General features: G+C 69.8%; 24 protein-coding genes, 1 tRNA gene and 1 pseudogene. 11 read left to right on the forward strand and 15 right to left on the reverse strand.

Annotation, left to right across the window (positions count from 1 at the left end; genetic code table 11):
* Nucleotides 1-404 precede the first annotated feature (404 nt).
* The 5 genes from ACFY9E_RS10495 to ACFY9E_RS10515 all read left to right on the forward strand — a co-directional run bounded on the left by ACFY9E_RS10495 (nt 405) and on the right by ACFY9E_RS10515 (nt 6,684).
* Nucleotides 405-1,409 (forward strand): ABC transporter substrate-binding protein, encoded by a 1,005-nt coding sequence (locus ACFY9E_RS10495; protein WP_031136182.1) that lies wholly within the window; start codon nt 405-407, stop codon nt 1,407-1,409.
* Nucleotides 1,410-1,503: 94 nt separating this feature from the next.
* Nucleotides 1,504-3,042, forward strand: coding sequence for an ATP-binding cassette domain-containing protein (locus tag ACFY9E_RS10500; protein ID WP_390981346.1), 1,539 nt, complete (start codon nt 1,504-1,506; stop codon nt 3,040-3,042).
* Nucleotides 3,039-4,133 carry an ABC transporter permease gene (locus ACFY9E_RS10505; RefSeq protein WP_390981348.1) on the forward strand — a complete coding sequence of 365 codons (1,095 nt, stop codon included), beginning with the start codon at nt 3,039-3,041 and terminating at the stop codon, nt 4,131-4,133. Before ACFY9E_RS10500 ends, ACFY9E_RS10505 begins: the two co-directional genes overlap by 4 nt.
* Entirely contained in the window at nt 4,130-5,155 is a 1,026-nt protein-coding gene (gene yjfF / locus ACFY9E_RS10510; RefSeq protein WP_390981350.1) for a galactofuranose ABC transporter, permease protein YjfF, read from the forward strand. The genes ACFY9E_RS10505 and yjfF overlap by 4 nt, the downstream gene beginning before the upstream one ends.
* Before the next feature lie 92 nt (nt 5,156-5,247).
* Nucleotides 5,248-6,684, forward strand: a complete 1,437-nt coding sequence (locus ACFY9E_RS10515; protein WP_390981352.1) for an AbfB domain-containing protein — start codon at nt 5,248-5,250, stop codon at nt 6,682-6,684.
* A gap of 466 nt (nt 6,685-7,150) precedes the next feature.
* On the opposite strand, the gene ACFY9E_RS10520 is transcribed toward ACFY9E_RS10515, so the two are convergent.
* Nucleotides 7,151-7,375 carry a cold shock domain-containing protein gene (locus ACFY9E_RS10520; RefSeq protein ID WP_390981353.1) on the reverse strand — a complete coding sequence of 75 codons (225 nt, stop codon included), beginning with the start codon at nt 7,373-7,375 and terminating at the stop codon, nt 7,151-7,153.
* Between the two features lie 373 nt (nt 7,376-7,748).
* Between ACFY9E_RS10520 and ACFY9E_RS10525 the strand changes: the two genes are divergently transcribed.
* From ACFY9E_RS10525 to ACFY9E_RS10545, 5 genes and pseudogenes are all read left to right on the forward strand, one after another.
* Nucleotides 7,749-8,411 carry an SUMF1/EgtB/PvdO family nonheme iron enzyme gene (locus ACFY9E_RS10525; protein WP_390981355.1) on the forward strand — a complete coding sequence of 221 codons (663 nt, stop codon included), beginning with the start codon at nt 7,749-7,751 and terminating at the stop codon, nt 8,409-8,411.
* Between the two features lie 727 nt (nt 8,412-9,138).
* On the forward strand, nt 9,139-9,639 hold the full coding sequence (locus ACFY9E_RS10530; RefSeq protein ID WP_390981357.1) for a DUF1877 family protein: 501 nt from the start codon (nt 9,139-9,141) through the stop codon (nt 9,637-9,639).
* A 218-nt stretch (nt 9,640-9,857) separates the two neighbouring features.
* Nucleotides 9,858-10,135 (forward strand): annotated as a pseudogene (locus ACFY9E_RS10535) (hypothetical protein); the annotation flags it as partial.
* 303 nt (nt 10,136-10,438) lie between these two features.
* Nucleotides 10,439-11,005, forward strand: a complete 567-nt coding sequence (locus ACFY9E_RS10540; protein ID WP_390981358.1) for a hypothetical protein — start codon at nt 10,439-10,441, stop codon at nt 11,003-11,005.
* A 396-nt stretch (nt 11,006-11,401) separates the two neighbouring features.
* The gene (locus tag ACFY9E_RS10545) at nt 11,402-11,581 is read left to right on the forward strand and encodes a hypothetical protein (protein WP_390981360.1); all 180 of its coding nucleotides are present in this window, start codon (nt 11,402-11,404) and stop codon (nt 11,579-11,581) included.
* A gap of 165 nt (nt 11,582-11,746) precedes the next feature.
* Here the strand turns inward: ACFY9E_RS10545 and ACFY9E_RS10550 are convergent, their stop codons facing one another.
* From ACFY9E_RS10550 to ACFY9E_RS10570, 5 genes are all read right to left on the reverse strand, one after another.
* Entirely contained in the window at nt 11,747-12,223 is a 477-nt protein-coding gene (locus tag ACFY9E_RS10550) for a hypothetical protein (protein WP_390981362.1), read from the reverse strand.
* A 41-nt stretch (nt 12,224-12,264) separates the two neighbouring features.
* Nucleotides 12,265-13,674, reverse strand: a complete 1,410-nt coding sequence (locus ACFY9E_RS10555; RefSeq protein WP_390981364.1) for a Cys-Gln thioester bond-forming surface protein — start codon at nt 13,672-13,674, stop codon at nt 12,265-12,267.
* A gap of 278 nt (nt 13,675-13,952) precedes the next feature.
* Nucleotides 13,953-14,429, reverse strand: coding sequence for a single-stranded DNA-binding protein (locus ACFY9E_RS10560; protein WP_390981365.1), 477 nt, complete (start codon nt 14,427-14,429; stop codon nt 13,953-13,955).
* Nucleotides 14,430-14,927: 498 nt separating this feature from the next.
* The gene (locus tag ACFY9E_RS10565) at nt 14,928-16,754 is read right to left on the reverse strand and encodes a GTP-binding protein (RefSeq protein WP_390981367.1); all 1,827 of its coding nucleotides are present in this window, start codon (nt 16,752-16,754) and stop codon (nt 14,928-14,930) included.
* Nucleotides 16,755-16,757: 3 nt separating this feature from the next.
* Nucleotides 16,758-18,365 (reverse strand): dynamin family protein, encoded by a 1,608-nt coding sequence (locus ACFY9E_RS10570; protein WP_390981369.1) that lies wholly within the window; start codon nt 18,363-18,365, stop codon nt 16,758-16,760.
* A gap of 321 nt (nt 18,366-18,686) precedes the next feature.
* On the opposite strand from ACFY9E_RS10570, the gene ACFY9E_RS10575 reads away from it, so the two are divergent.
* A tRNA-Arg gene (locus ACFY9E_RS10575) sits at nt 18,687-18,762 on the forward strand.
* Between the two features lie 87 nt (nt 18,763-18,849).
* Here ACFY9E_RS10575 and ACFY9E_RS10580 read toward each other — a convergent pair.
* The 9 genes from ACFY9E_RS10580 to ACFY9E_RS10620 all read right to left on the reverse strand — a co-directional run bounded on the left by ACFY9E_RS10580 (nt 18,850) and on the right by ACFY9E_RS10620 (nt 23,498).
* Nucleotides 18,850-20,073 carry a tyrosine-type recombinase/integrase gene (locus ACFY9E_RS10580; protein WP_390981371.1) on the reverse strand — a complete coding sequence of 408 codons (1,224 nt, stop codon included), beginning with the start codon at nt 20,071-20,073 and terminating at the stop codon, nt 18,850-18,852.
* Nucleotides 20,073-20,261: a helix-turn-helix domain-containing protein gene (locus ACFY9E_RS10585; protein ID WP_390981373.1), complete on the reverse strand. Its 189-nt coding sequence runs from the start codon at nt 20,259-20,261 to the stop codon at nt 20,073-20,075. Before ACFY9E_RS10585 ends, ACFY9E_RS10580 begins: the two co-directional genes overlap by 1 nt.
* Nucleotides 20,258-21,637, reverse strand: coding sequence for a replication initiator protein RepSA (repSA, locus tag ACFY9E_RS10590; protein ID WP_390981374.1), 1,380 nt, complete (start codon nt 21,635-21,637; stop codon nt 20,258-20,260). Before repSA ends, ACFY9E_RS10585 begins: the two co-directional genes overlap by 4 nt.
* Entirely contained in the window at nt 21,630-21,815 is a 186-nt protein-coding gene (locus ACFY9E_RS10595; RefSeq protein WP_386496804.1) for a hypothetical protein, read from the reverse strand. Before ACFY9E_RS10595 ends, repSA begins: the two co-directional genes overlap by 8 nt.
* A gap of 88 nt (nt 21,816-21,903) precedes the next feature.
* Nucleotides 21,904-22,227, reverse strand: a complete 324-nt coding sequence (locus ACFY9E_RS10600) for a SpdD-like protein (protein WP_390981376.1) — start codon at nt 22,225-22,227, stop codon at nt 21,904-21,906.
* A gap of 24 nt (nt 22,228-22,251) precedes the next feature.
* A complete protein-coding gene (locus tag ACFY9E_RS10605; protein WP_193505093.1) occupies nt 22,252-22,407 on the reverse strand; it encodes a hypothetical protein in 156 nt (51 codons plus the stop codon).
* A 9-nt stretch (nt 22,408-22,416) separates the two neighbouring features.
* Nucleotides 22,417-22,608, reverse strand: coding sequence for a mobile element transfer protein (locus ACFY9E_RS10610; protein ID WP_161368208.1), 192 nt, complete (start codon nt 22,606-22,608; stop codon nt 22,417-22,419).
* Between the two features lies 1 nt (nt 22,609).
* Nucleotides 22,610-22,804, reverse strand: a complete 195-nt coding sequence (locus ACFY9E_RS10615; protein ID WP_386496798.1) for a hypothetical protein — start codon at nt 22,802-22,804, stop codon at nt 22,610-22,612.
* 19 nt (nt 22,805-22,823) lie between these two features.
* On the reverse strand, nt 22,824-23,498 hold the full coding sequence (locus tag ACFY9E_RS10620; RefSeq protein ID WP_390981377.1) for a DUF2637 domain-containing protein: 675 nt from the start codon (nt 23,496-23,498) through the stop codon (nt 22,824-22,826).
* Nucleotides 23,499-23,565 lie beyond the last annotated feature (67 nt).

Raw genomic sequence — 23,565 nt, forward strand, 5'->3', positions numbered from 1 at the left:
GCGGAGTGAAGCCGCGCCCTGCTCCTGGAGCCGTCGAGGAGTGGAACGAGGGTGCGGCCCGACCGGAGCACCTCCGGTCGTCATCGAGCCCGGACCCATCGCCCGCGCCGGCCGGGCGACATCAGCGCCACGACCACTTCGCCCGCCCCTCCCCGATCCCGCCCTGCCCGCCGATCCGCTCCTCCGGTGCCGAGCACCTCGCCGACCCCCCTCCCTCTGCGTCCGGCCGTTCCCGGCCGCACTCCACCCTGACCACCCCCTGACGGCGCGCCCACGCATGTTCAATATTTCGAACGTTGATCGGCCCGCAGAACGGCATCACTTTCCTGGTTTCCGACCGACCGTCAGAAGCCCCGCAGCAACCGAGTCCCCTCCCCGGGCCGGCTCAACGAAGGAGATCAAGCATGCTCAGCAGAAGAAACTTCCTCACCGCCGCGGTCGGTGTGGCGGCTGCGACCGGACTCGCGGCCTGCGCCAAGGAGGACGGCAACACCGCCGCCGCCGCCGGCAGCGGCAGCAAGGCGATCACCCTCGGCTTCTCCCAGGTCGGCTCGGAGAGCGGCTGGCGCACCGCCAACAGCGACTCGGTGAAGTCGGCCGCGAAGGACGCGGGGTACACCCTCAAGTTCTCCGACGCCCAGCAGAAGCAGGAGAACCAGATCTCCGCGATCCGCAACTACATCGCGCAGAAGGTCGACGTCATCGCCTTCTCGCCGGTGGTCGTCACGGGTTGGGACGCGGTACTCAAGGAGGCCAAGGCCGCGAAGATCCCGGTGGTCCTCACCGACCGCTCCGTCGAGACCTCCGACGACTCCCTGTACGTGACCCTGGTGGGCTCCGACTTCACCGACGAAGGCCGGCGCGCCGCCAAGATCCTGGAGAAGGTCCTGGAGAAGGCAGGCCACAAGGGCGCCGTGAAGATCGCCCAGCTGGAGGGCACCACCGGCGCCGCCCCCGCGATCGAGCGCGCCAAGGGTTTCAAGGAGGTCATGGACGCGGACCACGCGGACGACTGGAAGGTCGTCGTCAGCCAGACCGGTGACTTCACCCGGGCCGGCGGCAAGCAGGTCATGGCGGCCTTCCTCCAGTCCAACCCGGACATCAACGTGCTCTTCGCGCACAACGACGACATGGCCATCGGCGCCATCCAGTCCATCGAGGCGGCCGGCAAGAAGCCCGGCAAGGACATCCTCATCGTCTCCATCGACGGCGTGAAGGACGGCTTCGTCGCCATGTCCGAAGGCAAGATCAACGCCATCGTCGAGTGCAACCCGCTGCTCGGCCCGCAGTTGATGGAGGTCGTGAAGAAGGTCAAGGACGGCGAGACGGTCGAACGCTGGATCAAGACCAAGGAGAGCGACTTCATGCAGGACCAGGCCAAGGACGCGCTCCCCACCCGCAAGTACTGACCGACCGTCCCCACCGGCGGGAGCCTCCGGCCGGCCGACATCCCTCGGCCGGGAGGCTCCCTGCGGACCTGGACCATTCACGAGGAGCGCTGCCATGGCAGAGCCGCAACCCGTCCTGGAGATGACGGGCATAGTCAAAGGGTTTCCGGGGGTACGTGCTCTGTCGGGCGTCGACTTCCGGCTCTTCCCCGGCGAGATCCACGCCTTGATGGGCGAGAACGGTGCGGGGAAGTCCACTCTCATCAAGGTGCTGACGGGCGTCTACTCCCTGGACGGCGGCACGATCACCCTGGACGGCGAATCCGTACGGTTCGGCAGCCCGCTGCAGGCGCAGCAGGCCGGCATCAGCACGGTCTACCAGGAGGTCAATCTCTGCCCCAACCTTTCGGTGGCGGAGAACATCTTCATCGGACGCGAACCCACCCGCGCCGGCCGCATCCAGTGGAAGCGGATGCGCAAGGAGGCGGCGGAGCTGGTCGACCGGCTCGGACTCGACATCGACGTCGCCGCGCCGCTGTCCTCGTACCCCTTGGCCGTGCAGCAACTGGTCGCGATCGTAAGGTCGGTGGGCACCGGAGCCCGGGACGGCGCGGGACTCGGCACCAAGGTGCTGGTCCTCGACGAGCCGACCTCCAGCCTCGACCGCGACGAGGTACTCGAACTGTTCCGCCTCATGCGGCAGTTGAGGGACGAGGGCGTCGCGATCCTGTTCGTGTCGCACTTCCTCGACCAGATCTACGAGGTCTGCGACCGGATGACCATCCTGCGCAACGGCACCCTGGTCGGCGAGCACCTGGTCCGCGACCTCGACCAGGTCGGGCTGATCGAGCTGATGATCGGCAAGGCCCTGGACCAGCTCGAGGAACTGCACGAGCACCAGATGCGCTCCGACGTCGGCGACACACTGGTCAAGGCCGAGGGGCTCGGCCGCACCGGCGGGGTCGCCCCCTTCGACCTGGAGATCAACAAGGGTGAGGTGCTCGGACTCGCCGGCCTGCTGGGATCGGGCCGCACCGAACTCGCCCGGCTGCTGTTCGGAGCCGATCAGCCCGACAGCGGCAAGGTGACCATCGGCGGCAAGCACGTCTCGATGAGCGCCCCGAACGACGCCATCGCGGCCGGTGTGGCGTTCTGCTCGGAGAACCGCAAGAGCGAGGGCCTGGTCCCCGACCTGACGGTGCGCGAGAACATCATCCTCGCTCTCCAGGCGGCCCGCGGCTGGACCCGGCCCATCCCGGCCTCCCAGCGCGACGAACTCGTCGCCACGTACATCAAGGCGCTGGACATCCGCCCCGCCGACCCGGAGGCCCGCGTGGGACAGCTCAGCGGCGGCAACCAGCAGAAGGTGCTGCTCGCCCGCTGGCTGATCACCCAGCCGAAGCTGCTGATCCTGGACGAGCCGACGCGCGGCATCGACATCGGCGCCAAGGCGGAGATCCAGAAACTGGTGGTGTCCCTCTCCGAGGACGGCATGTCGGTGCTGTACATCGCGGCCGAACTGGAGGAGGTACTCCGGCTCAGCCACACCATCGGAGTGCTGCGCGACCGCCGGCTGGTGGCGCGGCTGACCAACGGGCCGGAGATCACCACCAGCAAGATCCTCGAGACCATCGCGAGCGGAGAACACCAGTGACCACCACCTCCCGCTGGCGAGCACTGACGCAACACCACCTGTTCTGGCCGGTCGCGGTCCTGATCGCCCTGCTGCTCGTCAACGTCCCCTTCACGCCCGACTTCTTCTCGGTCAACATGACGGACGGCCACCTCTACGGCAGCCTCGTCTCCATCGTGCTGTTCGGCTCACCGCTGATCCTGGTCGCGGTCGGCATGACCCTGGTCATCGCCACCGGCGGCATCGATCTCTCCGTCGGTGCCGTGGTCGCCATCACCGGCGCCCTGACTTGTTCGTACATCAGCGACCAGGCCGACCAGAACACCTTGTCCGCGGTGTTCCTGGCGATGGGCATCGGGCTGGTGGCCGCGGTCGTCTGCGGTCTGTGGAACGGCTTCCTGGTGGCCAGGATGGGAATCCAGCCCATCATCGCGACCCTCATCATCATGGTCGCGGGCCGAGGCGTCGCCCAGCTGATCACCGACGGCCAGATCATCACCATCAACAGCGAGCCGTACAAGCTGATCGGCGGCGGCTACTGGCTGACCCTGCCGTTCTCCGTCTTCGTGGTGGCCGCGGTGGTGGCCGTCACCGTGGCGCTGACCCGCCGTACGGCACTCGGCCTGCTGGTCGAGTCGGTCGGCGGCAACGCCGAGGCCAGCCGTCTGGTCGGCATCAGGTCCACCCGCATCAAGATCATGGTCTACATGTTCTGCGCGCTGTGCGCGGGCATCGCGGGCCTGATGATCAGCTCCAACACCTCGGCCGCGGACGGCAACAACGCCGGTCTGTGGATCGAACTCGACGCGATCCTCGCCGTGGTGATCGGCGGTACCTCCCTGCTCGGCGGCCGGTTCTCCATCGGCGGCACGGTGGTCGGCGCCCTTGTCATCCAGACCCTGACCACCACGATCTACACCATCGGCGTGCCGACCCAGACCAATCTGGTCTTCAAGGCCGCCGTCGTCATCGTCGTCTGCCTGCTGCAGTCCCCGAAGTTCCGGGCCAAGGTCTTCGGCGCGAAGGGCCCCAAGGGCCCGCGCCGGGACGCCGCCCCGGTGGAGCCCGCTCCGGCGGCCGACGCCGCCCCGAAGATGGAGGTGTCGCGATGAGCGCGACCGCCCAGACCACCAAGGCGGCCCCGAGCGGCAGTACCGCCTCCCGTGCCGCGCGCCTGCTCGGCGACCGGCGTCTGCCCGTCCTGGTCACGGCCGCCCTGTTCATCGCCATGTACGTCGGTGGCCTCAGCCGGTACCAGAACTACGGGTTCGCCGAACCCCAGGTGTTCCTCAACCTGTTCATCGACAACGGCTATCTGCTGGTCGCCGCCATCGGTGCCACCTTCGTCATCATGTCGGGCGGCATCGACCTGTCCGTGGGCTCGGTGATCGGCTTCACCACCATGTTCACGGCGTGGCTGGTGGAACGTCAGGGACTGCCCCTGCTCCTGGTCGTCCCCCTCGCACTGGCCGTCGGCGCCTTCGGCGGCTTCCTGATGGGCTATGTGATCCACAACTTCGAGATCCAGCCGTTCATCGTCACGCTCGCCGGGCTCTTCCTCTTCCGCGGACTGTGCCTGGTCATCAGCAAGGAGTCCATCTCCATCAACGACGCCTCGGTAGGCACCCTGGCCCAGACGCGGGTGTCACTGGGCGTGGGGGACCTGTCGATCGGCGCCGTCGTGGCCCTGGTCGTCCTCGCCGTCGCCGCCTACGTGCTCCACTACACCCGCTTCGGACGCCGTGTGTACGCCATCGGCGGCAACGAGCAGTCGGCCCTGCTCATGGGGCTTCCGCTGGGCGGCACGAAGATCGCCGTGTACACGGTGAGCGGCTTCTGCTCGGCCCTGGCCGGTCTGTTGTTCATGCTCTACATCCAGTCGGGCGACCCGCTGCACGCCGTCGGCATGGAACTCGACGCCATCGCCGCCGTGGTCATCGGCGGCACCCTGCTGACGGGCGGTTCCGGGTATGTGCTGGGCACGCTCTTCGGGGTGCTGGTGCTCGGCCTGATCAAGAGCGTCATCACGTTCGAGGGGACGCTCAGCTCCTGGTGGACGAAGATCGCCACGGGAGTGCTGCTGTGCGCCTTCATCCTGATCCAGCGGACCATGACGGCACGCCGGAAGACCTGACGGGCATCGCTGAGAGCCGCGCAGCGCCAAGTGAGCCGACGCCGTCGGCGCAGCGACCACGGGTGCAACGGACATCGGAGAAAGGACGGGACATGCACGTGCGCACGCTTCTCTCCAGGCTGTCGGCCATATTGCTCGCCGCCTGCCTCCTCTTCACAGGCCAGGCCCTGACCACACCTGACCGGGCCGCCGCCGCCGACCCGGGCTACCTGATGACGCACTTCATCGGGGAGGGTTCGACCGGTCAGCAGATCTACTTCTCGCACAGCACGGACGGCCTGAACTGGAGTGACCTCAACGGCGGCGGGATGACCCTGCGTTCCACGGTGGGAACCCGTGGGGTGCGCGACCCCGCACTGGTCAGAGCCCCCGGCGGTGACAAGTACTGGATCATCGCGACCGACCTGTGCATCGGCTGCGGGCAGTCATGGGACGACTCCATGAACAACGGAAGCCGCAACCTCGTGGTGTGGGAGTCGACGGACCTGGTCACCTGGTCGCAGCCGTGGCTGCTCAACGTCGCCGGCGCGATCCCCGACGGGCGCAACGCCTGGGCGCCGGAAGCGATCTGGAATTCCGAGACCAACGACTACGTCCTGTACTGGGCGACGAACGCGACCCGGGGCGGCGTGCTCAAGCACCGCATCTACTACGCCCGCACCACCGACTTCCGCACCATCACCACCCCGCAGCTCTACATCGACCGCCCCGGCACCCAGAACATCATCGACACCCAGATCGTCGAGGTGCCGTCCGGCGTCGGTGACTTCCGTTACGTACGGGCCTCCGGCGACGGCCAGATCACGCTCGAAGGCAGCAACTCGATCCTCGGTACGTGGACCGACCTCGGCAACCTCTCCGGCATCGGCCTGACCGGCTCCCAGGTCGAAGGCCCGATGTGGATGAAGTTCAGGGACCGCGACGAGTGGACCCTGTACCTCGACCAGTACGCCTCCGGACGCGGCTACATGCCGGTCACGACGACCAACCCCTCCGCCGCCGGCACCTACCGTCTCCCGGCGTCAGGAAGCTACAACCTGGGCGGGACGAAGAAGCGCCACGGCTCGATCCTCAACCTGACGGCCGCCGAGGAGAGCCGCGTGCTCTCACGCTGGGCCAACACCCCGGCCAAGCGGCTCCAGTCGTTCAACTTCCAGGACCGGTACGTACGGCACGCCAACTTCGACGTGCGCATCGACCAGAACGTCACGGGCCCGGACGCCCAGTTCCGGCTGAGGCCCGGCCTGGCGGGCTCGGGCACCGTCTCCTTCGAGTCGGTGAACTTCCCCGGCCACTTCCTGCGGCACTCCGACTACGACTTCCAGCTGGCCTACAACGACGGCACCACCCGGTTCGCCGCGGACGCCACCTTCCGCCAGGTCGCCGGCCTCGCCGACCCGACATGGTCGTCCTTCCAGTCGTACAGCCACCCCGACCGGTACATCCGCCACTACGCCTACGAACTCCGCCTCGACCCGATCACCACCACGACGGCCCGCAGCGACGCCACCTTCCGCGTGACGAACTGACTCACGCCGACAGGCGATCCCATGAAATGACGCGCCCAAGGCCTGCGCGAGGTCCCTCGGCCATGGCGGGGCCGCAGGCGGTTGTGTCCGCGGCGCCGCTCGGGTGTTGGGGGCAGGGCGGGTTGCCGTACCGGAGGCCGCGTCCGATGGTGCCGACATGGACGCGGCCGTGGCTGCCGGGGCCGCCGGGGCTCTTCGACACACCGGGGAGTGCAGCACATGGTCAACGGCCGTGGCCGTGTGGCACGACCGTGATCATGCGAAAGGGCCAGTTCGAGAGGATCAAGCCTCTGAACTGGCCCTTAGCTCTGTGCCCCCGGGAGGATTCGAACCTGCGACACCCGCTTCAAGGGTTCGATCAACGCGATCAACGGGGCTTCAGGAGCTTCGAATGCCTGGAAGGCATGGCCGTCAAGGGTCGCTCGTAGCTGCTGCTGTCTGCCGTTGTTGATGTCAGATGGGGATGTCAGGCTGGCCGAGGCACTATCTTCACTGCCCGGTAGTCGTAGCCGTCCTGCTTGAAGCCAGGGGCTTCCCATTGGAGATCTACACGTTGCCCCGGCGACAGCGTGTGGAAGCCCTTCGTCCGGATGTCGGCGTAGTGGCCCCAACAACCGCCGGGTGTCTCGGGAGAGTCGAGCACCCCCCACCCTTCCTCGTCGTGCCACTCACGGACAGTCGCAGTCACCATGCAGCGACTCTACGGGGAGCCGGCTGAGCCGACGTATCGGGGCCCTCAGCTTGGGAAGGTGCGGTCATTCGAGCCTGAATCGGGGTGCTGACCTGCGTTGATGGCTGACATGGACTCTCGCAGGTACCGTCGGCTTTCACCGTGACTCCCCGCTGTTCCCCGCTCGATCTGGTGCAGTAGGGGTGCGGAGCTGCGGCGTCCAGGAGGTGATCAGCTGACCACATTCCCTTCCCGGACCTCCTCCCTCGTCCGGGATGCCCGGCTGCTAGCGTCCGGCACCATGTGGGCTCACGAGATAGTGGCCGGTCGACCGGCGTGGCGGCACACCCCTTCCGGAGTGGTCTTCCGGGCTGTCCCCGGTGGGACGTTCCTGATGGGTCTGTCCGACGCGGAACTGGACGCGGTTCGTGCCATTGAGCGGTCCGACGGCGCCGATGACGACCTCGAAGCGTTCTTCGCCGGTGCTGTCCATGCCCGGCCGGTGCGAGAAGTGCGGGTCGAGCCGTTCTTGATCGCCCGACATCCGCTTACGGTGGCGCAAGCGCGGCACTGGCTGCCCGAGTACGAGGACAGCTTCGCCGCATCGGATTCGAGCACGGCCCGATTCGAGGACGATGTGGACGATTTGCTCGGGGCGTTGCCCTTCCGGCTGCCCAGCGAGGCGGAGTGGGAGTACGCGGCCCGGGCAGGTACGACCACCCTGACCTTCCGCGGGGACGGGAGGCCGGACGAGGATCAGGTGCTCGACGACTTTGCCGACGAGGAGCGCACTGCCGCGGCTGAGAACGCCTTCGGGTTGGCGGCGATGGGGTCGGCGAACGAGATCTGCGCCGATGTGTGGATTCCGCATTTCACGGACGCGCCGGCGGACGCACGCCCCCGCACCGGCGACGGACCGCGGGTCGTCCGTGGAGGTGGCGGCGACCTCTATCCGTGGCAGGGCTGCGACGAGTGGCTGCTCTTGCTGTCCGCCACCCGCGACGAGTCCCAGGACTTCACTGCGGTCCGCCCGGTCGCACCCGTGCCAACCAGTTAGGGGCAAGGTCTGGATGCCAGAAGGGGGCCACCTCCGAAATTTCGGAGGTGGCCCCCTTCTGGACTGGTGCCCCCGGCAGGCGAACCTCCGACACCCGCTTCAGGAGTTCGGTCTGACCGCCCGTCCACCCGTGTGCTGCGCGGGCGGCCGGTGGCCGTGCCAGACCGCACCGCGCCGCTGCTGTCCGCTGTCGTTGATGTCAGCCATGGATGTCACCTCACACAGGCCGGGGTCACTTGCGACGCTTGCGTGTCTTCGCCTTGCGTTCGGCTTCCTTGCGCTTCTCGATGGTGTACGACGACCACTCGCCACGGTGCAGGTTGCATCGCGACGCACCGACCATCGCCAGCCGCCGGCACCGAGTGCCCTTCTCCGTGAGCGCTCCACACCTGGACTGCGTACGAGCCACGTCTCCCACCCCCGGTCTCGACCGTTGTGCGAACCAGTGCAGGATTGCCGGACACCTGTCCTCTGTGGAAGGCGCACTGCTGCGCGCAGCGGTGCACGGTGGCCCAAGGAGGCTGGTCGGGGGCGCACGCTTGCCAACTGTGGTGGTTGGGTGACGAGCCGGGTGCGGGGGCGTTCACCTGGGTTCATGGGCGGCTGGCCACCGGGCTGGGATCCGCTCCAGGTCTCGGCTGGACGGCGGTGAACCGTGCTGAATGAGACGGAAACTGAGACGGCCCGTCCAGTGGCCGCTGTCAGTGGCCTCGCCTAGTCTCCGGCCATGAGCATGATCGGTGAGTACCTGCGTGTCACGGCTGCTGAGCTTGACCGGGCGATCCGAGACCCCGACTGGGCTCTGGACTTCGTCGAAGAGGTGCAGGACGCCGAGGAGGAGACGGAGCCTGCGCCGGCCGAAGCGCGCCACTTCACCACATACAAGGCGTGGGACTTGCTCCGCTTCCTGCTGGAGCGCACCGGGTTCCCCGTGAACGTGATCCACGGTGAGGAGCCGTTCGCCGAGGATGAGGATTGGGGGTACGGACCTCCGCGGTACCTGCGGCCTGAGCGGGTCCGGCTCGCGGCGGAAGCTCTGCGGGCTACCAGTTATGCCCAGCTCATCAGTGGCGTGGAGCCTGCTGAACTGACCAGCGCCGAGGTATATCCGCTCGGATGGAGTGAGCCAGGCTCCCTGGAGTGGGGGCGTCCCGGGTACGACGGCCTCACACAGTTCTTCGAGGCTGCTGCCAGGGCGGACGACGCGATGCTCGTCTGGCTGGACTGACGGGCGTCGATCGCGGCGAGGCGATCACCGAGTGCGGCAGCGGCCTGTTCCGTGGAGCGGGCGTGGTTCCTGGCGTCCAGGTGGAGCGCGCCACTGTACGAACGACCTGGACGCCAGGGGCCGCGTCTGCTCGGCTCTGCCTGGGTCGATGGCAGGCGGGATGGGAGCTCCCGGCGCACACCACAACTCCGGCCGGTACTCGCGGACGGCGCCCCCGCCTCCTGGACGCCGGGGAGAGCATCAAGGCTCTGAGCCTCTACCTCGGCCACAGCGACCCGGGCTTCACCTCCGCGTCTACACGCACCTGATGCCGTCCAGCGAGACCCGGACCCGGCCAGGAGGTCGTTCGGTTACCTCAGAGGTCGGATGCCGGTCACCAAGGGAAGAAAATCAGCCAACAATCCCGGCACTTCACCGGAGCTCCACATGTCGCGCACCGCGAACTGCCGAGGTGCGCAGGGAATACGTCCATCTCTGCGGCCTTCATCCCTCATGAATCATTCAGGCCATTCCTTCCGCTGGCCGACTTATATCACTGCACTTCGGCTCGGATTCATGCCTAATGTGATGCCTGCACGAGGCAGCCAGACCAAGCTGCCCGACTGGGCGACCGCCCAACGACCGGGAGCCATTAACAGGGGGACACATCGCTCATGCCTTGTCGCTGACCCGTGCACACCGATGCGATCTGTGCGGTCCCTCGCCGGTGTGCACCCATGCGCAGCTCCCAGCGGAGCGTCTGAAGATGACGCGTGCGGTCGTGAACCTGCTCTCTCTCGAAAAGGAACCCTGACTTTCCATGCGCAGACTGATACGCAAACTCGCCCCGGCGGCCGCCCTCGTCTCCGTTCTCGCCGTCACTCCGCAGGCCATGGCCGATGACCACGCTCCCACTCCCTCGGGCAGCAGCATGCTCGTCCCTGGAACCAGTGTGGAGCTGTCCGAGAACGGAGCCCGTGACGCCCGTACGCGTGCCATCGCAGCGGAAGACCCTGCCGCTGTCAGCGCCACCGCGACACTGTGCGGATCCGGATACGAACTCGAGCTCGCCGAGCCACTCCCGGACGCGCGTCGATTCGGCACCCTGTTCACGTACACGAAATCCAACACCAGCATGTCGGGGGCTTGCGCAGTATTCGACAACAACCTCGGCACGGCGAAGCACATGAAGCTGAAGCTGTGCCCGAACCGAACCGGTGTGGCCTGCAAGGTGGACGAGGGGACCTTTTCGCAGTACGCAGGCCCGGTCAAAGGCGAGGGCAACCACGACGCCGGTTGGAACAACTGTTCCCGAGTGACCGCGATCATGTGGTCGGGCGGCGTCGCGATCATCGACCGAGTCAGGTATGTAGCACCGTGCGATTGACCATGCCTGGGCTTCTGCGTACCGGAGGCCCTCTGTCATGGAATTCGGATGGGCGAGCGCTTTGCTACTGACGGGGTGCGGACCGGCTGACGGAGGTCCGGTCAGCCCGTCCGCGGCAGCCCCCGCCCCCTCCCTCCCCCCGGCCTCATACGGGACGTCGGAGGCCGGGGGGGAGGCGGAGTCAGCTGCGCACGAGGCCGAGCGACAACGGCGGGAGACGGCACCCCACGGCGAGGTGGACCGCGTCTCTGTGCACACCGCATGGGCCTTTGTGCTTGCCCCGTTCACCTTCGCATCAGCGCCCGTCTCGGGACTTGCCACCCGGCCTGAACCTGGGCCGGCAGCGACCGCATCGCACCCGTCGCAGTCGGTACAGCACCGGGCTACGGTGCCGTCGTGACAAGCGCGGAGCGCGCCCTTCTCTTCCTCGACGTCGATGGTCCGCTCACCGCGTTCGGGTCGTCGTGCGGTCCCCAGAATGCCGCCCCTGCCGACGCCCCGGCGCCCGCCCCTCGAGGCAACCCGCTGCCGCAGCGGCTCGCTCCTGAGGCCGGGGCCACGGCCCTGATCAGTTGAGGTGCGGTGGACCGCTTTCGTCGGTGGACCATTCTCGTTGTCGGGACGTGTGGCTGACCTGGTCGCTCTGAGCGCCGCTTCAGGAGCCGTTCTGATACCGGCGTGTGACACGGGCACTCCTGGCCGCTCCGTACGCCGCCCGCCCCCGCTCCACCATGTCGGCGGCTACCGGCGGGACCGGGCGCGCAGCTTGGGAAGCCAGTTCGGCAGCCAGTGCATGGCGGCCACCGTCACGGCCACGCTGCCGAGCGTCACGAGGAAGGCCCCTGGGTAGTGGTGATTCACCCAGCATGGCTGCCACTCGCTGTGGCAGGTGGCCGAGGAGCTCTTGCCGGGGATCGCGCGGGATGCGGCCATCGCGCTCACCAGGGCCACGGCCGCGTACACGATGCCGGCCACGGCCCACCGGGGCGCGTACGCGCTCCCGCCCGAGCAGAACCGGCGGAAGGAGCGCTGGGCGGCCGTGACCGTGATCGGGAGCAGCACGCCGACAGTGGCGGCGAATCCGATCCCGGACGCCGGCCAGTACGCGGCCAGATCCCACAGCTCATCACCGAGCCACAGCGACAGCGCGAGGAATCCGCATGTGGCTACGACCGCGGCGGCCTGCACGGTGTTCTTCTTCCAGCTCGTGCTGCGCACCGCACACTCCCTGTCAGAGGCCGGCCCGGTGTTCGTCCGGGTCACTCCCCCGCCGCCCCCTCCCTGCGACGCAGCACGATCAGGGTGGCTCCACCGATCAGGACCAGGCCGATGGCGATGCCCCCGATCAGGGGGGTGATGTCGGAGCTGCCGGTCGCGGCGAGGTTGGTGTCGGAGGCCGTGCCGCCCACGGTCATCGGGCTCGGTTCGCTGAGGGTCTGGGTGGTGGTGCCGGTATCGCTGCCGCGGGTCCGGCAGTCCAGCGTGCCGGTGAAGCGCTGCTCGAAGCCGCCGGGGCCGTGGATCGTGAAGTCGTAGGCCTGGTCCTCCTGGAGGGGGACCGTCACCGTGCGGGACTCGCCCGCGGCGACGGTGTGTTCCAGACCGGCCAACTCGAAGGTGAACGGCTCGTCGCCCTTGTTGGACGCGATGATGTCGACCCCGCCCCCGGCGCAGTCCTTCGCCGCCGTCAGGGCCGGGACCGGCCCCTGCTTCGCCCAGGCCGCCCCGGCCGTCGCGGACACCGTCGACTCGCTGGAGCCGGCCAGGATCTGCGTCTGGCTGCGGCTCTCGGAGGCGAAGGCACGGCCGACCGGCACGGTGGTCGAGGCCTGCACGGTCAGTTCCGCCGTGCCCGCCGCAGCGTCCTCGGGCACGTCGAAGAACACCTGCCCGCCGTCGGACGTCGTGGTGACGGCCTTGCCCTGCTTGTCGACGATCCGCACCCCGCTCGTCGCGGCGTCCGCGGGCGGGGTGACGGTCGCGCTGCCGGCGTTGGTGCGCACCGTCACCGGTCCGAGCCGCTCCCCCGGCCGGCCGGAGACCGCGGGCGGCTCGACGGTGAGCGAGGCGCGGGGCTCGGGCAGACTGCGGGCGCTCTTCTCCAGGTAGTCCGCGAGCTGCTCGGCCTGCGGGTCGAGGGCGTCGACGGCCACGTCGTCCGAGTAGCGCCAGATCGCCACCTGCGTACCGGCCGCCGCGTCCTGCTCGGTCATCGCACCGCGCACGCCCGCCTTCCGCGCCAGCGCCGCGAGGTCGTTCACCTGCGGGTAGGAGTTCTGCAGGATCCAACGGATCTTGCCGGCGTCCTTGTTGACGCCCAGGGACGTGCCGCTCCACGGCGTCTCGTGGTACTTGGCGTCCCGCTGGGTGGGGTTGTGGAGGTCGACGCAGTAGGTCTGGAGCATGCCGCCGCCGTCGACCGACATCTCGAACAGGCCCGCCGAGATCTCCTGGTCGCCGGTGCCGGCGTGTATGACGGCCGCGCCGTACGTCTTGAGGCCGCCTATCGTCGCGGCCGCTCCGCCCTGACTCTGCGTCGTCTCGTCGGCGGCCGCCCGGCCGGCACCGGCCAGCCCGCCGGCGGCGACGAGCCCGGACACCACTGTCGCGGTGGCGAGGCGAGTCGCCCCTCGCCTGCGTACGAACAGCTCAGAGAACGAAGCAAACACCAAATTCCCCTTCGAGCAGGACCGTTGACGTGGGGGGACGGTCCCACCTGCAGAATCAGCGGCCTCACCGGACACAAGAGTCCCGAGAGCCATGTCCGGCATCCTAGGGACGCGGGGGACGCCGCCCGCCGGTCAGACGGTCGGACGAGTGATCCGACTCGGAATCGTTATCGCCAAGACCCCAGGTGAGCAGGGCTTATCGACAAATCCACCCCTGACTGTTCGGTGCACACTCGTCGATAAGCCACAGTTCGGGCAGTCGCGTCGACGACTGATCGTCACGCCAATACGGCTGCTTCCGGCTCGTGTTGAGTCGGTGTGGCCGCAGAGTCCGCAGAACCCGGCGGCGGGGTCTCCCAGTTGGGCTCCGGTTGTGTCGACGAGGGCGCGGTCTCGGTCTTGGCCGCGCGCCTGAACGCCGAGGTGCCCCAGGCCAGATCGTGGCCGATCGCCACCGCGTCGATGTCCGCCGACGTCCAGTTCTGCCCCTCGCGCACGTCGGTGCGCACCTTCAGCCTGCCCTGCACGATCACGGGCTCTCCGACCGTCAGCGACGCGGCCGTGTTCGTGGCCAGCTGCCGGTTGGCCCACACCGTGAAGAAGTTGGTGTGCCCGTCCGTCCAGGTGTTCTTCTCGCGGTCCCAGTAGCGCGCGGTCACCGCCAGCCGGAACCTCGCCGACGGGCCGGACGCCACCTCCCGGTACACCGGCTGCGTCGCCACCCTGCCGACCGCGCACACCATCGTCTCGTTCATCGCGAACCCCTCCCTCGCCCGGACCACGGCACCCGCACCGGGCCGACACGCGTACGGGCCCGTCCCGTACGGCTGTGTCTGCCAGACTGCCGCCGCCGGGCCGAGCCCGCTGAGCGCTGTGGACGACCCCGGCCCTGTGGACAACGCCGCCACCCACAGGGGTGACGCCGGGTGGCGCCCAAGCCGCGACGACGGCACCTCCGCGGCCCGTCACAGCCGCCCCACCCCGGAGTACCGCCCACCCGGCGCCTCACCGCCGTAGCGTCACCTGCCGCCTGCCACCACCTACCTGCCGCCTGCCACCAATCATCTGTCGCTTGTCACCGATCACCTGCCGCCTGTCGCTTGGGCCTCACCACCCGTCCCGGCGCCTCACCACCCGTCCCGGCGCCTCACCACCCGTCCCGGCGCCTCACCGCCCGTCCCGGCGCCTCACCATCCGCCCACGGCCGTCCCTCACCGCCGTGGCCTCACCGCCGTGGCCTCACCGCCGTGGCCTCACCGCCCCGCGCCCACCACCCTTCCGTACTGCTCGCGGACCTCCCGGTACCGCAGCAGCTCCGCCGCCACCGGGTCCAGGACCCGGGCTCTCCCGCATCCGGCCGCCGCCTCCCGCAACCGGCGTTCCGCCTCCAGGCCGTAGCGCCTGGCCGGGCCGCGGGCGGCCAGCCGGCAGCTCCACTCGATGAGCGGGCCGCCGACGATGCCGATCACCATCAGCAGCACCGGCACCCCCAGGTTCGGCGACATGACCCCGACGATCTGCCCCAGCAGCCACAGCCCGCCCAGGAACTGCAGGATCGTCATGGACGCCTGGGTCAGTACGGCCACCGGCCACCACCCCGGCCGCGGTGGCCGTCCGGTCGGCACGCCCGCCTGCGCGGTCAGTTCGTCCAGCGCCTCGGGCAGCCCTTGCGAGCCGCGGACGGCCGCCTCGCGCACCGCCTGCGCCCAGGGCGCGGGAAGCCCGGCCGAGGCCCGGTCGGCGACGGTCCGCACCGCCTGCTCGACCCGCTGCCGGGCGGTGGCCTCCTCGTCGGCCTGCGTGCGCGACGGGAGCCGGCCCGTGCTGGGCTCGCCGCGGTCCTGATACCAGCGCCACAGCCGCAGCCAGGGGGTGCCGCAGGCGCGGTTGGCGTTGCGCAGCCAGGCGCGTTCGGCCGCCTCACCCGCCGCCGTGGCGCCCACCGCGTCCGCGAGCCGGTCGGAGAACTCCTCCCTGGCCTGTTCGCTGAGCCCGGTCCGCCGCTGGGTGGCGTAGACGGGCCACAGCCGCGCCGCCGCCATGTCGACGTCGGCCGAGATACGCCGGGCGGGCGCCCCCCGCTCGGACACGAACTGGCCGAGTGCCTCGCGTAGTTCGCCAACGCCGTCCCCGGTGAGGGCGGACAGCGCCAGCACGGTCGTGCCCGGTTCGCCGTACTCGCCGAGGGCGATGCCGTCCTCGTCGAGGAGCCGCCGCAGATCGTCGAGGACCTGCTCGGCGGCCTCGCCGGGCAGCCGGTCGATCTGGTTGAGGACCACGAACATGACCTCGGCGTGCGCCGCCATCGGCCGCAGATAGCGCTCGTGGAGGACGGCGTCGGCGTACTTCTCCGGGTCGACGACCCAGATGACCGCGTCGACGAGCGCCAGGATGCGGTCCACGTGCTCGCGGTGCTGTACGGCCGCGGAGTCGTGGTCGGGCAGGTCGATCAGGACGAGTCCGCGCAGCGGCGACTCGCCGTCCCCGGTCGGCAGCGGCCGGCGGCGCAGCCGGGGCGGGATCCCGAGCCGTTCGATGAGGCCGGCGGCCCCGTCGCTCCAACTGCACGCGAGGGGGGCGGCGGTGGTGGGACGGCGTACGCCCGTCTCCGAGATGGTCACCCCGGCGAGCGCGTTGAACAGCTGCGACTTGCCGCTGCCGGTGGCGCCCGCGATGGCGACGACGGTGTGCTGCCCGGAGAGCCTGCGGCGCGCCGACGCCTCGTCGAGCACGCGGCCGGCCTCCGAGAGGGTCCGGCTGTCGAGGCGGGTGCGGGAGAGTCCGACGAGTTCGCGCAGGGCCTCCAGCCGGGAGCGTAGCGACCCCTCGTACACCAGCGGGGTCACCGTCGCAGGGACGGCGCAGCGGTGGTCCGTCATGGGGAACCGGTCTCCTTCGGCTGTCTCGTTGACCCGGCGCGCGATGAGCCCGTCGTCCCAGGCCTCCGCCGAGTCGGTACGCGCCGCGCGCTCGCCACCCGAGGCGCCCCGGGAAGGGGTTTTGGCGGCCCCCCTCCTGCCGGTGTTGTCGTCCGGCTGATCGGCGTGCTCGGTGGGGTCCTGGTCAGTGACGGCGGTCACCGGTCACCTCTCCTTCTGCAGTACGGACAGCGCGGCGATGAGTTCGGCCTGGGGCTCGGGGTGGACGTCGAGCGCGTCGAGCGGGGCGAGCCGGCGCTCGCGCTCGGCGTGCAGGACCCGGTCCACGTGCTCGGTGAGCAGCCGCCCGGCGCGGTCGCGCAGCCGCAGCGCCCCATGGGCGCCGATCCGCTCGGCGAGCCCCTCCCCGGCCATCCGGCCCCGGCGGCCGCCCAGCAGGGAGGTGGCGACCAGGGCGGCCACGAGTTCGGGGTCGGGCGCGAGGTTGCGGTCGAGTTCGCGTACCTCGTCCTCGGCGTGCTCCTCCAGCTCGCGGCGCCAGCGCCGTACGGCGAGCCCGATGCGGTGCTCGGCGCTGTCCGCGCCGGTGTCGCGTGCGGCGAGTTCCGGCGCTGCGGAGGCCGGTTCGCGCCGCCAGGCGTCGTCCACGCGCTCGTCGGCGGCGGTGACGGCGCACAGCAGCAGTGCGCTGAGGCTCTCCACGAGCGCGTCGAGGAGTTCGGCCGCGGTGCAGTCCAGGGGGAAGGCGCGCCAGCGCTTGAGCGCGTCCCCGGCGAGGACCGCGCCGCTGTGCAACCGGCCCCGCACGCGCGCGTGCTCGCTGTCGTACGCCCCTTCCACGGCGGAGGTGAGCCGCAGCGCGGCGGCGTGCTGCGCGGCGGCGGCACCGGCCAGCTCGGGCATCCGGGATTTGAGGGAGTCGAGGACGCCGTAGGCCGTGCGGGCGAGGACGTGCTGCCGGGCCGCGGGATCCTGGGTCTGATGGACCAGCCAGGTGCGCAACTGGGCGACGGCGGAGGCCGGCAGGAGCCCGCCGCCCCAGGCGGACTCGGGCAGTTCGGGCACGGTGAAGCGCGGCACCTCGCCGAGCCCGGCCTTGGTGAGCAGGGCCCCGTACTGCCGTGACACCTCGTTGACGACCTGGTGGGGCACGCGGTCGAGGACCGTCACGAGGGTGACGTCGTATTCCTTGGCGGTGCGCAGCATGTGCCAGGGGACGGCGTCGGCGTAGCGGGCGGCGGTGGTGACCATGACCCAGATGTCGGCGGCACAGATGAGTTCGGCGGCCAGGACGCGGTTGTCGGCGACCAGGGAGTCGATGTCGGGTGCGTCGAGGAGGGCGAGGCCGGGCGGCAGGGTCTCGGCGGTCTCGACGCGCAGCACGCGCGCGGGGTTCTCGCCGGGGAGCAGCAGGTCGTCCGTGGAGTCCTGCTGGGGGACCCACACGCGGGTGAGGTCGGGCAGCACCCTCATCCCGCTGAACCAGTGATGGTCCTCCGGATGGCAGACCAGCACGGGGGTGCGTGTCGTCGGCCGCAGCACGCCCGCCTCGCTGACCCGCCGTCCCACGAGGGAGTTCACGAGCGTCGACTTCCCGGCTCCGGTCGACCCGCCCACGACGGCCAGAAGCGGCGCTTCGGGGTCCCGCAAGCGGGGCACCAAGTAGTCGTCGAGCTGCGCGAGGAGTTCGTCGCGGTTGGCACGCGCGCGTGGGGCCCCCGCCAGGGGCAGCGGGAAGCGTGCGGCGGCGACACGGTCGCGCAGGGCGGAGAGTGCGTCGAGCAGCTGAGGCCGTACGTCCAAGGTCACCACATGTGAAGAATGCCCAATTTTAGGGGAATTCTGAAGCATATGAGCATGTCTGCGCGCCGACGGAACACAAGGGACGGAAGGGACGACTGGGACACGGGCACGCTCCAGGCATAACGAGTGCACAACACCCGATGCCTCTGACGCCAAAAGCGATGCACGATTCGTACCTGCCTGCGATTATCAGGACCGCTTCACCGAACCTCCACATCGAGCCACGGAGGCGAAGCAACAGGGACAAGGACGCGGGAGCCCTATCCTTGTCCCCGGCAACGTCACGGATCGGCCCACACCCGGGCACCACGACAGAGGCCACCACACCCGGCCCCCGTAGCTCAGTGGATAGAGCAGGCGCCTTCTAAGCGCTTGGCCGCAGGTTCGAGTCCTGCCGGGGGCGCCACCTCTCACCAGCAAAAACGCCCCAGAGGGGATCTCCCCTCCAGGGCGTTTCGCGTCTCTGACGGCAACGCTGACGGCAACGACCCCGTCACTCGTCGGACAGCAGGTCTCCCAGCTTGTCCAGAGCGGCCCGCTTCTCCGTCATGTCGGCGTGCGCGTAGATGTTCATCGTCACGTCCAGGGCGCTGTGCCCGACGATGTCCCGGACGATGTGCGGCGGGATCCCGAGGCCGAGCAGCAGGGTCACGCAGGTGTGGCGGAGGTCATGGAAGCGGACGTCCAGGCCGAGCCGCTCGCGGATCGGGTAGAAGTGCCGGTTCAGGTTCCGGGGCTCGATCGGGGTCCCCCGCCGGGTGGTGAAGACCAGGCCGGTTTCCTGCCACTGCTCCCCCGCGGCTTCGCGCTCTTCCGCCTGGCGCTCAAAGTGCCGGCGGAGCGCGTCGACACACACGGCCGGGAGCGGTACGGGGCGCTCTGAGCGACGCGTCTTGGGCGCGGTGAGCGTCAGCTCTCCGTTAACTCGCTGCAGGGCCGTACGGATCTCCAGCGATCCCCCATCCAGGTCAACGTCCGACCAGTGGAGCCCAAGCAGTTCGCCACGCCGAAGCCCCAGGTACAGCGCGAGCACGTACGCCGCACTCAACCGGTCGTCACGCACGTCGTCCAGGAGCTTCTTCCCCTCCGCGACGGACAGGCCGCGACCAACCCGGTATCGAGGAGTCTGGACCTGCACGAGCTTGGCGACGTTGCGCTGCACCAGCTCCTCACGGACCGCGTGCTGGAGGGCGTTACGCAGCACCGCGTGCAGGTACTGGACCATGCGCGGCGACAGCCGACGCTCGCAGCACCGCTTGGGGGTGGCGGCACAGCAGCGACGCGCACCGGTCGGACGAGCGGCATCACGTCCCTGAGCGCAGCACTGGCAGGCCTGCCGGGCCCAGTCGAGGAAGAGGCGTACGTCTTTGGCTGAGAGCCGGGCGAGCTTCTTCTTTCCAAGTCGGGGCACGATGTACGCGTTCACGCACTTGCTGTAGCTGTAGACCGTCGAAGGCCGCACCTTGTGGTTCACGACGTGCTCGAGCCAGTACGGGAGATAGGTACCGAGACTCTCGGTCGTGTCCGCCGCGGGAATGCCCTGGTCGCTCTTGGAGAGCAGCTCGGTGAGCTTCTTCCGAGCCTCCTCCCAGGTGTGGCCGTAGACCCGTCGGCGCTTGTACGTGCCGTCCGGCATCAGGACATAGCCCGCTCCCTCGTACCGGCCGTCCTTGCGACGGTAGATGGTGCCTTCGCCATTGGGATTGCGCTTAGCCATCAGGCAGCCTCCTCGAGTTCGCGGGTTATGAAGTCGCTCAGGGCATCGGCGGGAATGCGGCGGCAACGGCCGACCGTGATGGAGACCAGACGGCGGGAGCGGATCAGGTCGTAGACGGTGGAACGGCCGAGCCGGAGCCGCGCCATGACTTCGGGCACGGTCAGCAGCTCGGGAGTGGCGGCGATCATGCTGCGGCTCCTTCCACGGCGAGTTGGTCGCGTAGGGCTTCGCGGGCGGTTTCGCGGTTGAGCTGGAGGTCGCGGGCGATGGTGGCGGCGAGGGCGGATTCGCCGGGGGTGTGGCCGTGTCCGGCGTATTGCCAGTCGGCCAGGACCAGGACGGTGTCCGGCTCGCGGTCCTCGAGGCCGAGGGCGGCGTGTTCCTGGGCGGCGCGGTAGTCGGCGCGGGCCTGGCGGAGGGCGCCGAGGGTGGTGGAGTAGCGGCGGGACTTCGAGGAGAAGTGGCCGCGGAAGCCGAGCATGTGTGCCCAGGCCCACAGGCGCCGGTCCGGGTACAGGGGGTCGAGTTCCTTGCAGGCCTGGATGAGGCGGCGGGTGTGGTCGGGGACCTGGTGGCGGTCGAGTTCGGCGAGTTCGCCGATGCGCCGGTCGAGGGTGCCGGTGGTCTCGGCGGCTTTGGTGGCGTACTTGGCGACGTAGGAGGCGACGGCCTGTTCGGTGATCTGGGAGCCGTCGCCGAAGGCCTTCACTGGCCGGACGTCGAGCTGGGTGCCCCAGCGGAAGGTGCGGGCGGGCTGGTCTTCCGTGGCCGGGACGGAGACCGAGGTGTAGGAGTGCGCGGCAGCTGCTCGGATGGAGTCGGCCAGGAGATCGGTCGTGGCCCAGGCGGGCGGGGCGGTCTCGGGTCCGTCGGGGCCGTCGATGCGGATCACGGCGTGGAAGTGCAGGGCACCACGCTTCTGGAACTCGGCGACCTTGCCATAGGACAGCCGGGCACACTCCTTCAGCTCCCGCTGAGTGATGCCGGCGCGGGCGGCTATCTCGCGGCGGAGGCGGTTGGTGAAGCGCCGCCAGAGCTGCCCGGCGTGGTTGTTGAACAGCACAGCGCCCGCGTAGTCGTAAGTGGCCGGTTCCAGAGCGGTGCCCAGCTCAGGCGCGTCCTGGGTATGGCGGATGCCGCACCGGCAGACGCCTCGGTCAGGACGGTTGTGGACCGGGCCGAACGAGGGGGCGGTGAGGGTGGCAAAGACGCGCGGGTGGTCGCGGACGGTGGCGGGGATGTCGCGTCGGTCGTCTCCGGCCAGGCCCGCGCGGATGAGGTGGTAGGTGTCCCCCGCGTACGTCCAGGCGCAGGAGGGGCAGCGGGACGCGCGGCGGTTGCCGCAGGCGACGCGGAGGCGTCCGCCCGGCTCGTTGGCGGTGGTGTAGTGGTGAAGGGTTTCGCCGGTGGTCTTGTCCTTGTGGAGGGTCCAGCCCGTGAGGTGGATGGGGTCGGCGCAGCCGCCGGTGCGCCGGATCTGCTCGTACCAGCGGTCGAAGTCGGACGCCGAAGCCACCCTCAGCAGGTCGCCGAGGATGGTCGGGTCGAGCAGGGTGTCAGGCACGCGCACCCTCCCGGACGCGCCGGGCGGGGACGGTGCCGGTGCCGTTGCAGGCCCGGCAGGCGATGGTGAGCGTGGGCAGGTGGCCGTGCCGGTCACGGCTGCCGGTGGTGATGGCGACCGTGGCGAAGCCGTCGCAGTTCGGACAGATGCGGGCTGCCGGGGTGCTGGGGTGCGTCATGCTGGAGGTTCCTTCCGGTTGCGAGATCGGACAGGGACGGCGCCCGGAGCGGACGAGACTTGGCGGTTGACGCCGCTCCGGGGGCCGGTCAGCGCCGCTTCGTCTCCGAGGCGAGCAGGGAGCGCAGGACGACGGCGCAGACGGCGACCGAGACGCCGGTGATGGCCACCGCCAGGAGCATGGAGACCAGGACGGCGCCGACGACCAGGACCACGGCAGTGCCGCCGCCGACAAGGGCGAGCGCGGTCCCGGGAGTGAGCTGCACCATCGGCCGGGACGGAGCGGGGGCCGGGGCCACTGGGGCGGGCGGCAGGGTCTGAGCGGCCGGGACAACGGTGGTCGGCTCGACCACGGCAGGCGGCGTGACGTGGCCGGTCGGCGTGGGCATGGTCGGGATCTTCGGACGGAACATCGGCGGTTCTCCCTTCCGGGGTGGTTACTTGATGAAGGTGTCGATGGCGGGGGCGAGGACGCTGTCGGCGAGGAGGAAGCCGCCGAGCAGCAGGACGGCGATGAGCCAGGCGGGCGGGCGGATGAGCTTGACGCCGAGGTAGCCGACGACGAGCAGCGCGAGCCAGAGCGGAACCTGCATGGCGGCCTCCTAGCGGACGCGGCAGCGGTGGGTGCGGGCGGCGAGCTGGGCGGCGGACTGGCTGGAGTAGTCGGCGGACCAGCCGCAGCGGTCGGCGGTGCACACGGCGGCGTACTTGGTCTGGCCGTGGCGGTCGCGATGGGTGCCGATCTGCACCGGGCCGATGCGCATCACGGAGTGGAAGTGGTCGCGGGCGGGCATGTCAGTCGGTCTCCTCTCGGGTCAGGGCCGGGTCGGGGTAGGCGGCACGGATACCGGCGGCGGTGGCCGGGTCGGTGGTGCGGCGGGCGGCTTCCTCGGCGAGCAGGTGCGCGAGGAGGGGCCGGTTCGCGGCGGCCATCTCGCGGGCGGCGTCGAGGTGGTCGGCGGCGGTGAGGTCGGCCGGGTCACTGGTCATGGCGTGTCTCCCGTCGAGATCAGGCGAGTTGGGCGGCGATGGCGTCGGCGAGCTGGGGCGGGACGCCGAGGCGGGCGCGCAGGGTGTCGGTGTCGATCGGCGAGCCGGTGCGGGTGTGGTGGTCGTCGGCCACCTTGCGGGCGTGGTCGACCAGCGCGGCCGGGACCGGCACAGCCGGGGCAGCGGTGACCGGGGCAGGCTCGGCGGCCGGGAGGGCCGGGGTGTCGTCGACCGCCGAGGCCAGCTCGGGCTCTGGTTCGGCTTCGGTGATGGGATCGGGGTCCGGTTCGGGGACTGGGGTTGCCGGTGCCGGCGGTTCCGGCACCTGCTCTGTGGCGGAGTGGGCAAGGAGGGTGCCGCCCATGAAGGCCAGGGCAGGCCAGGCGGCCACGAGGATGCGCAGCCAGGCCGGAACGTCGGTCAGGTCGAGGAGTCCGGCGGTGGCGACGTTGGCACCCAGCGAGGCGACCAGGGCGATCACGAACCAGCACCAGGCCAGCCGGGACGGACCATCGGAGCGCAGCCGCCGCCAGGCAGCGACCAGGAGCAGATCGACACTGATCGGGTAGGCCCAGGCTTTCCAACCGGCCTGTCCGGCAGCGGCGGCCAAGTCGTGGAGGTGGGCGAAGGACAGCGCCCCGGCGATGACGGCCTGGACCAGGACGGCGTCGACGCGGAGAGCGGGGCGAGTCATCACGGCTCCTTCCTGTCGTGAGGCATGGGAGGGGTAGGGACCTGGCGCGAAGCGGTCACGCCGACCG

It is taken from the genome of Streptomyces sp. NPDC012466, from assembly GCF_042955215.1.
Taxonomy (GTDB): domain Bacteria; phylum Actinomycetota; class Actinomycetes; order Streptomycetales; family Streptomycetaceae; genus Streptomyces.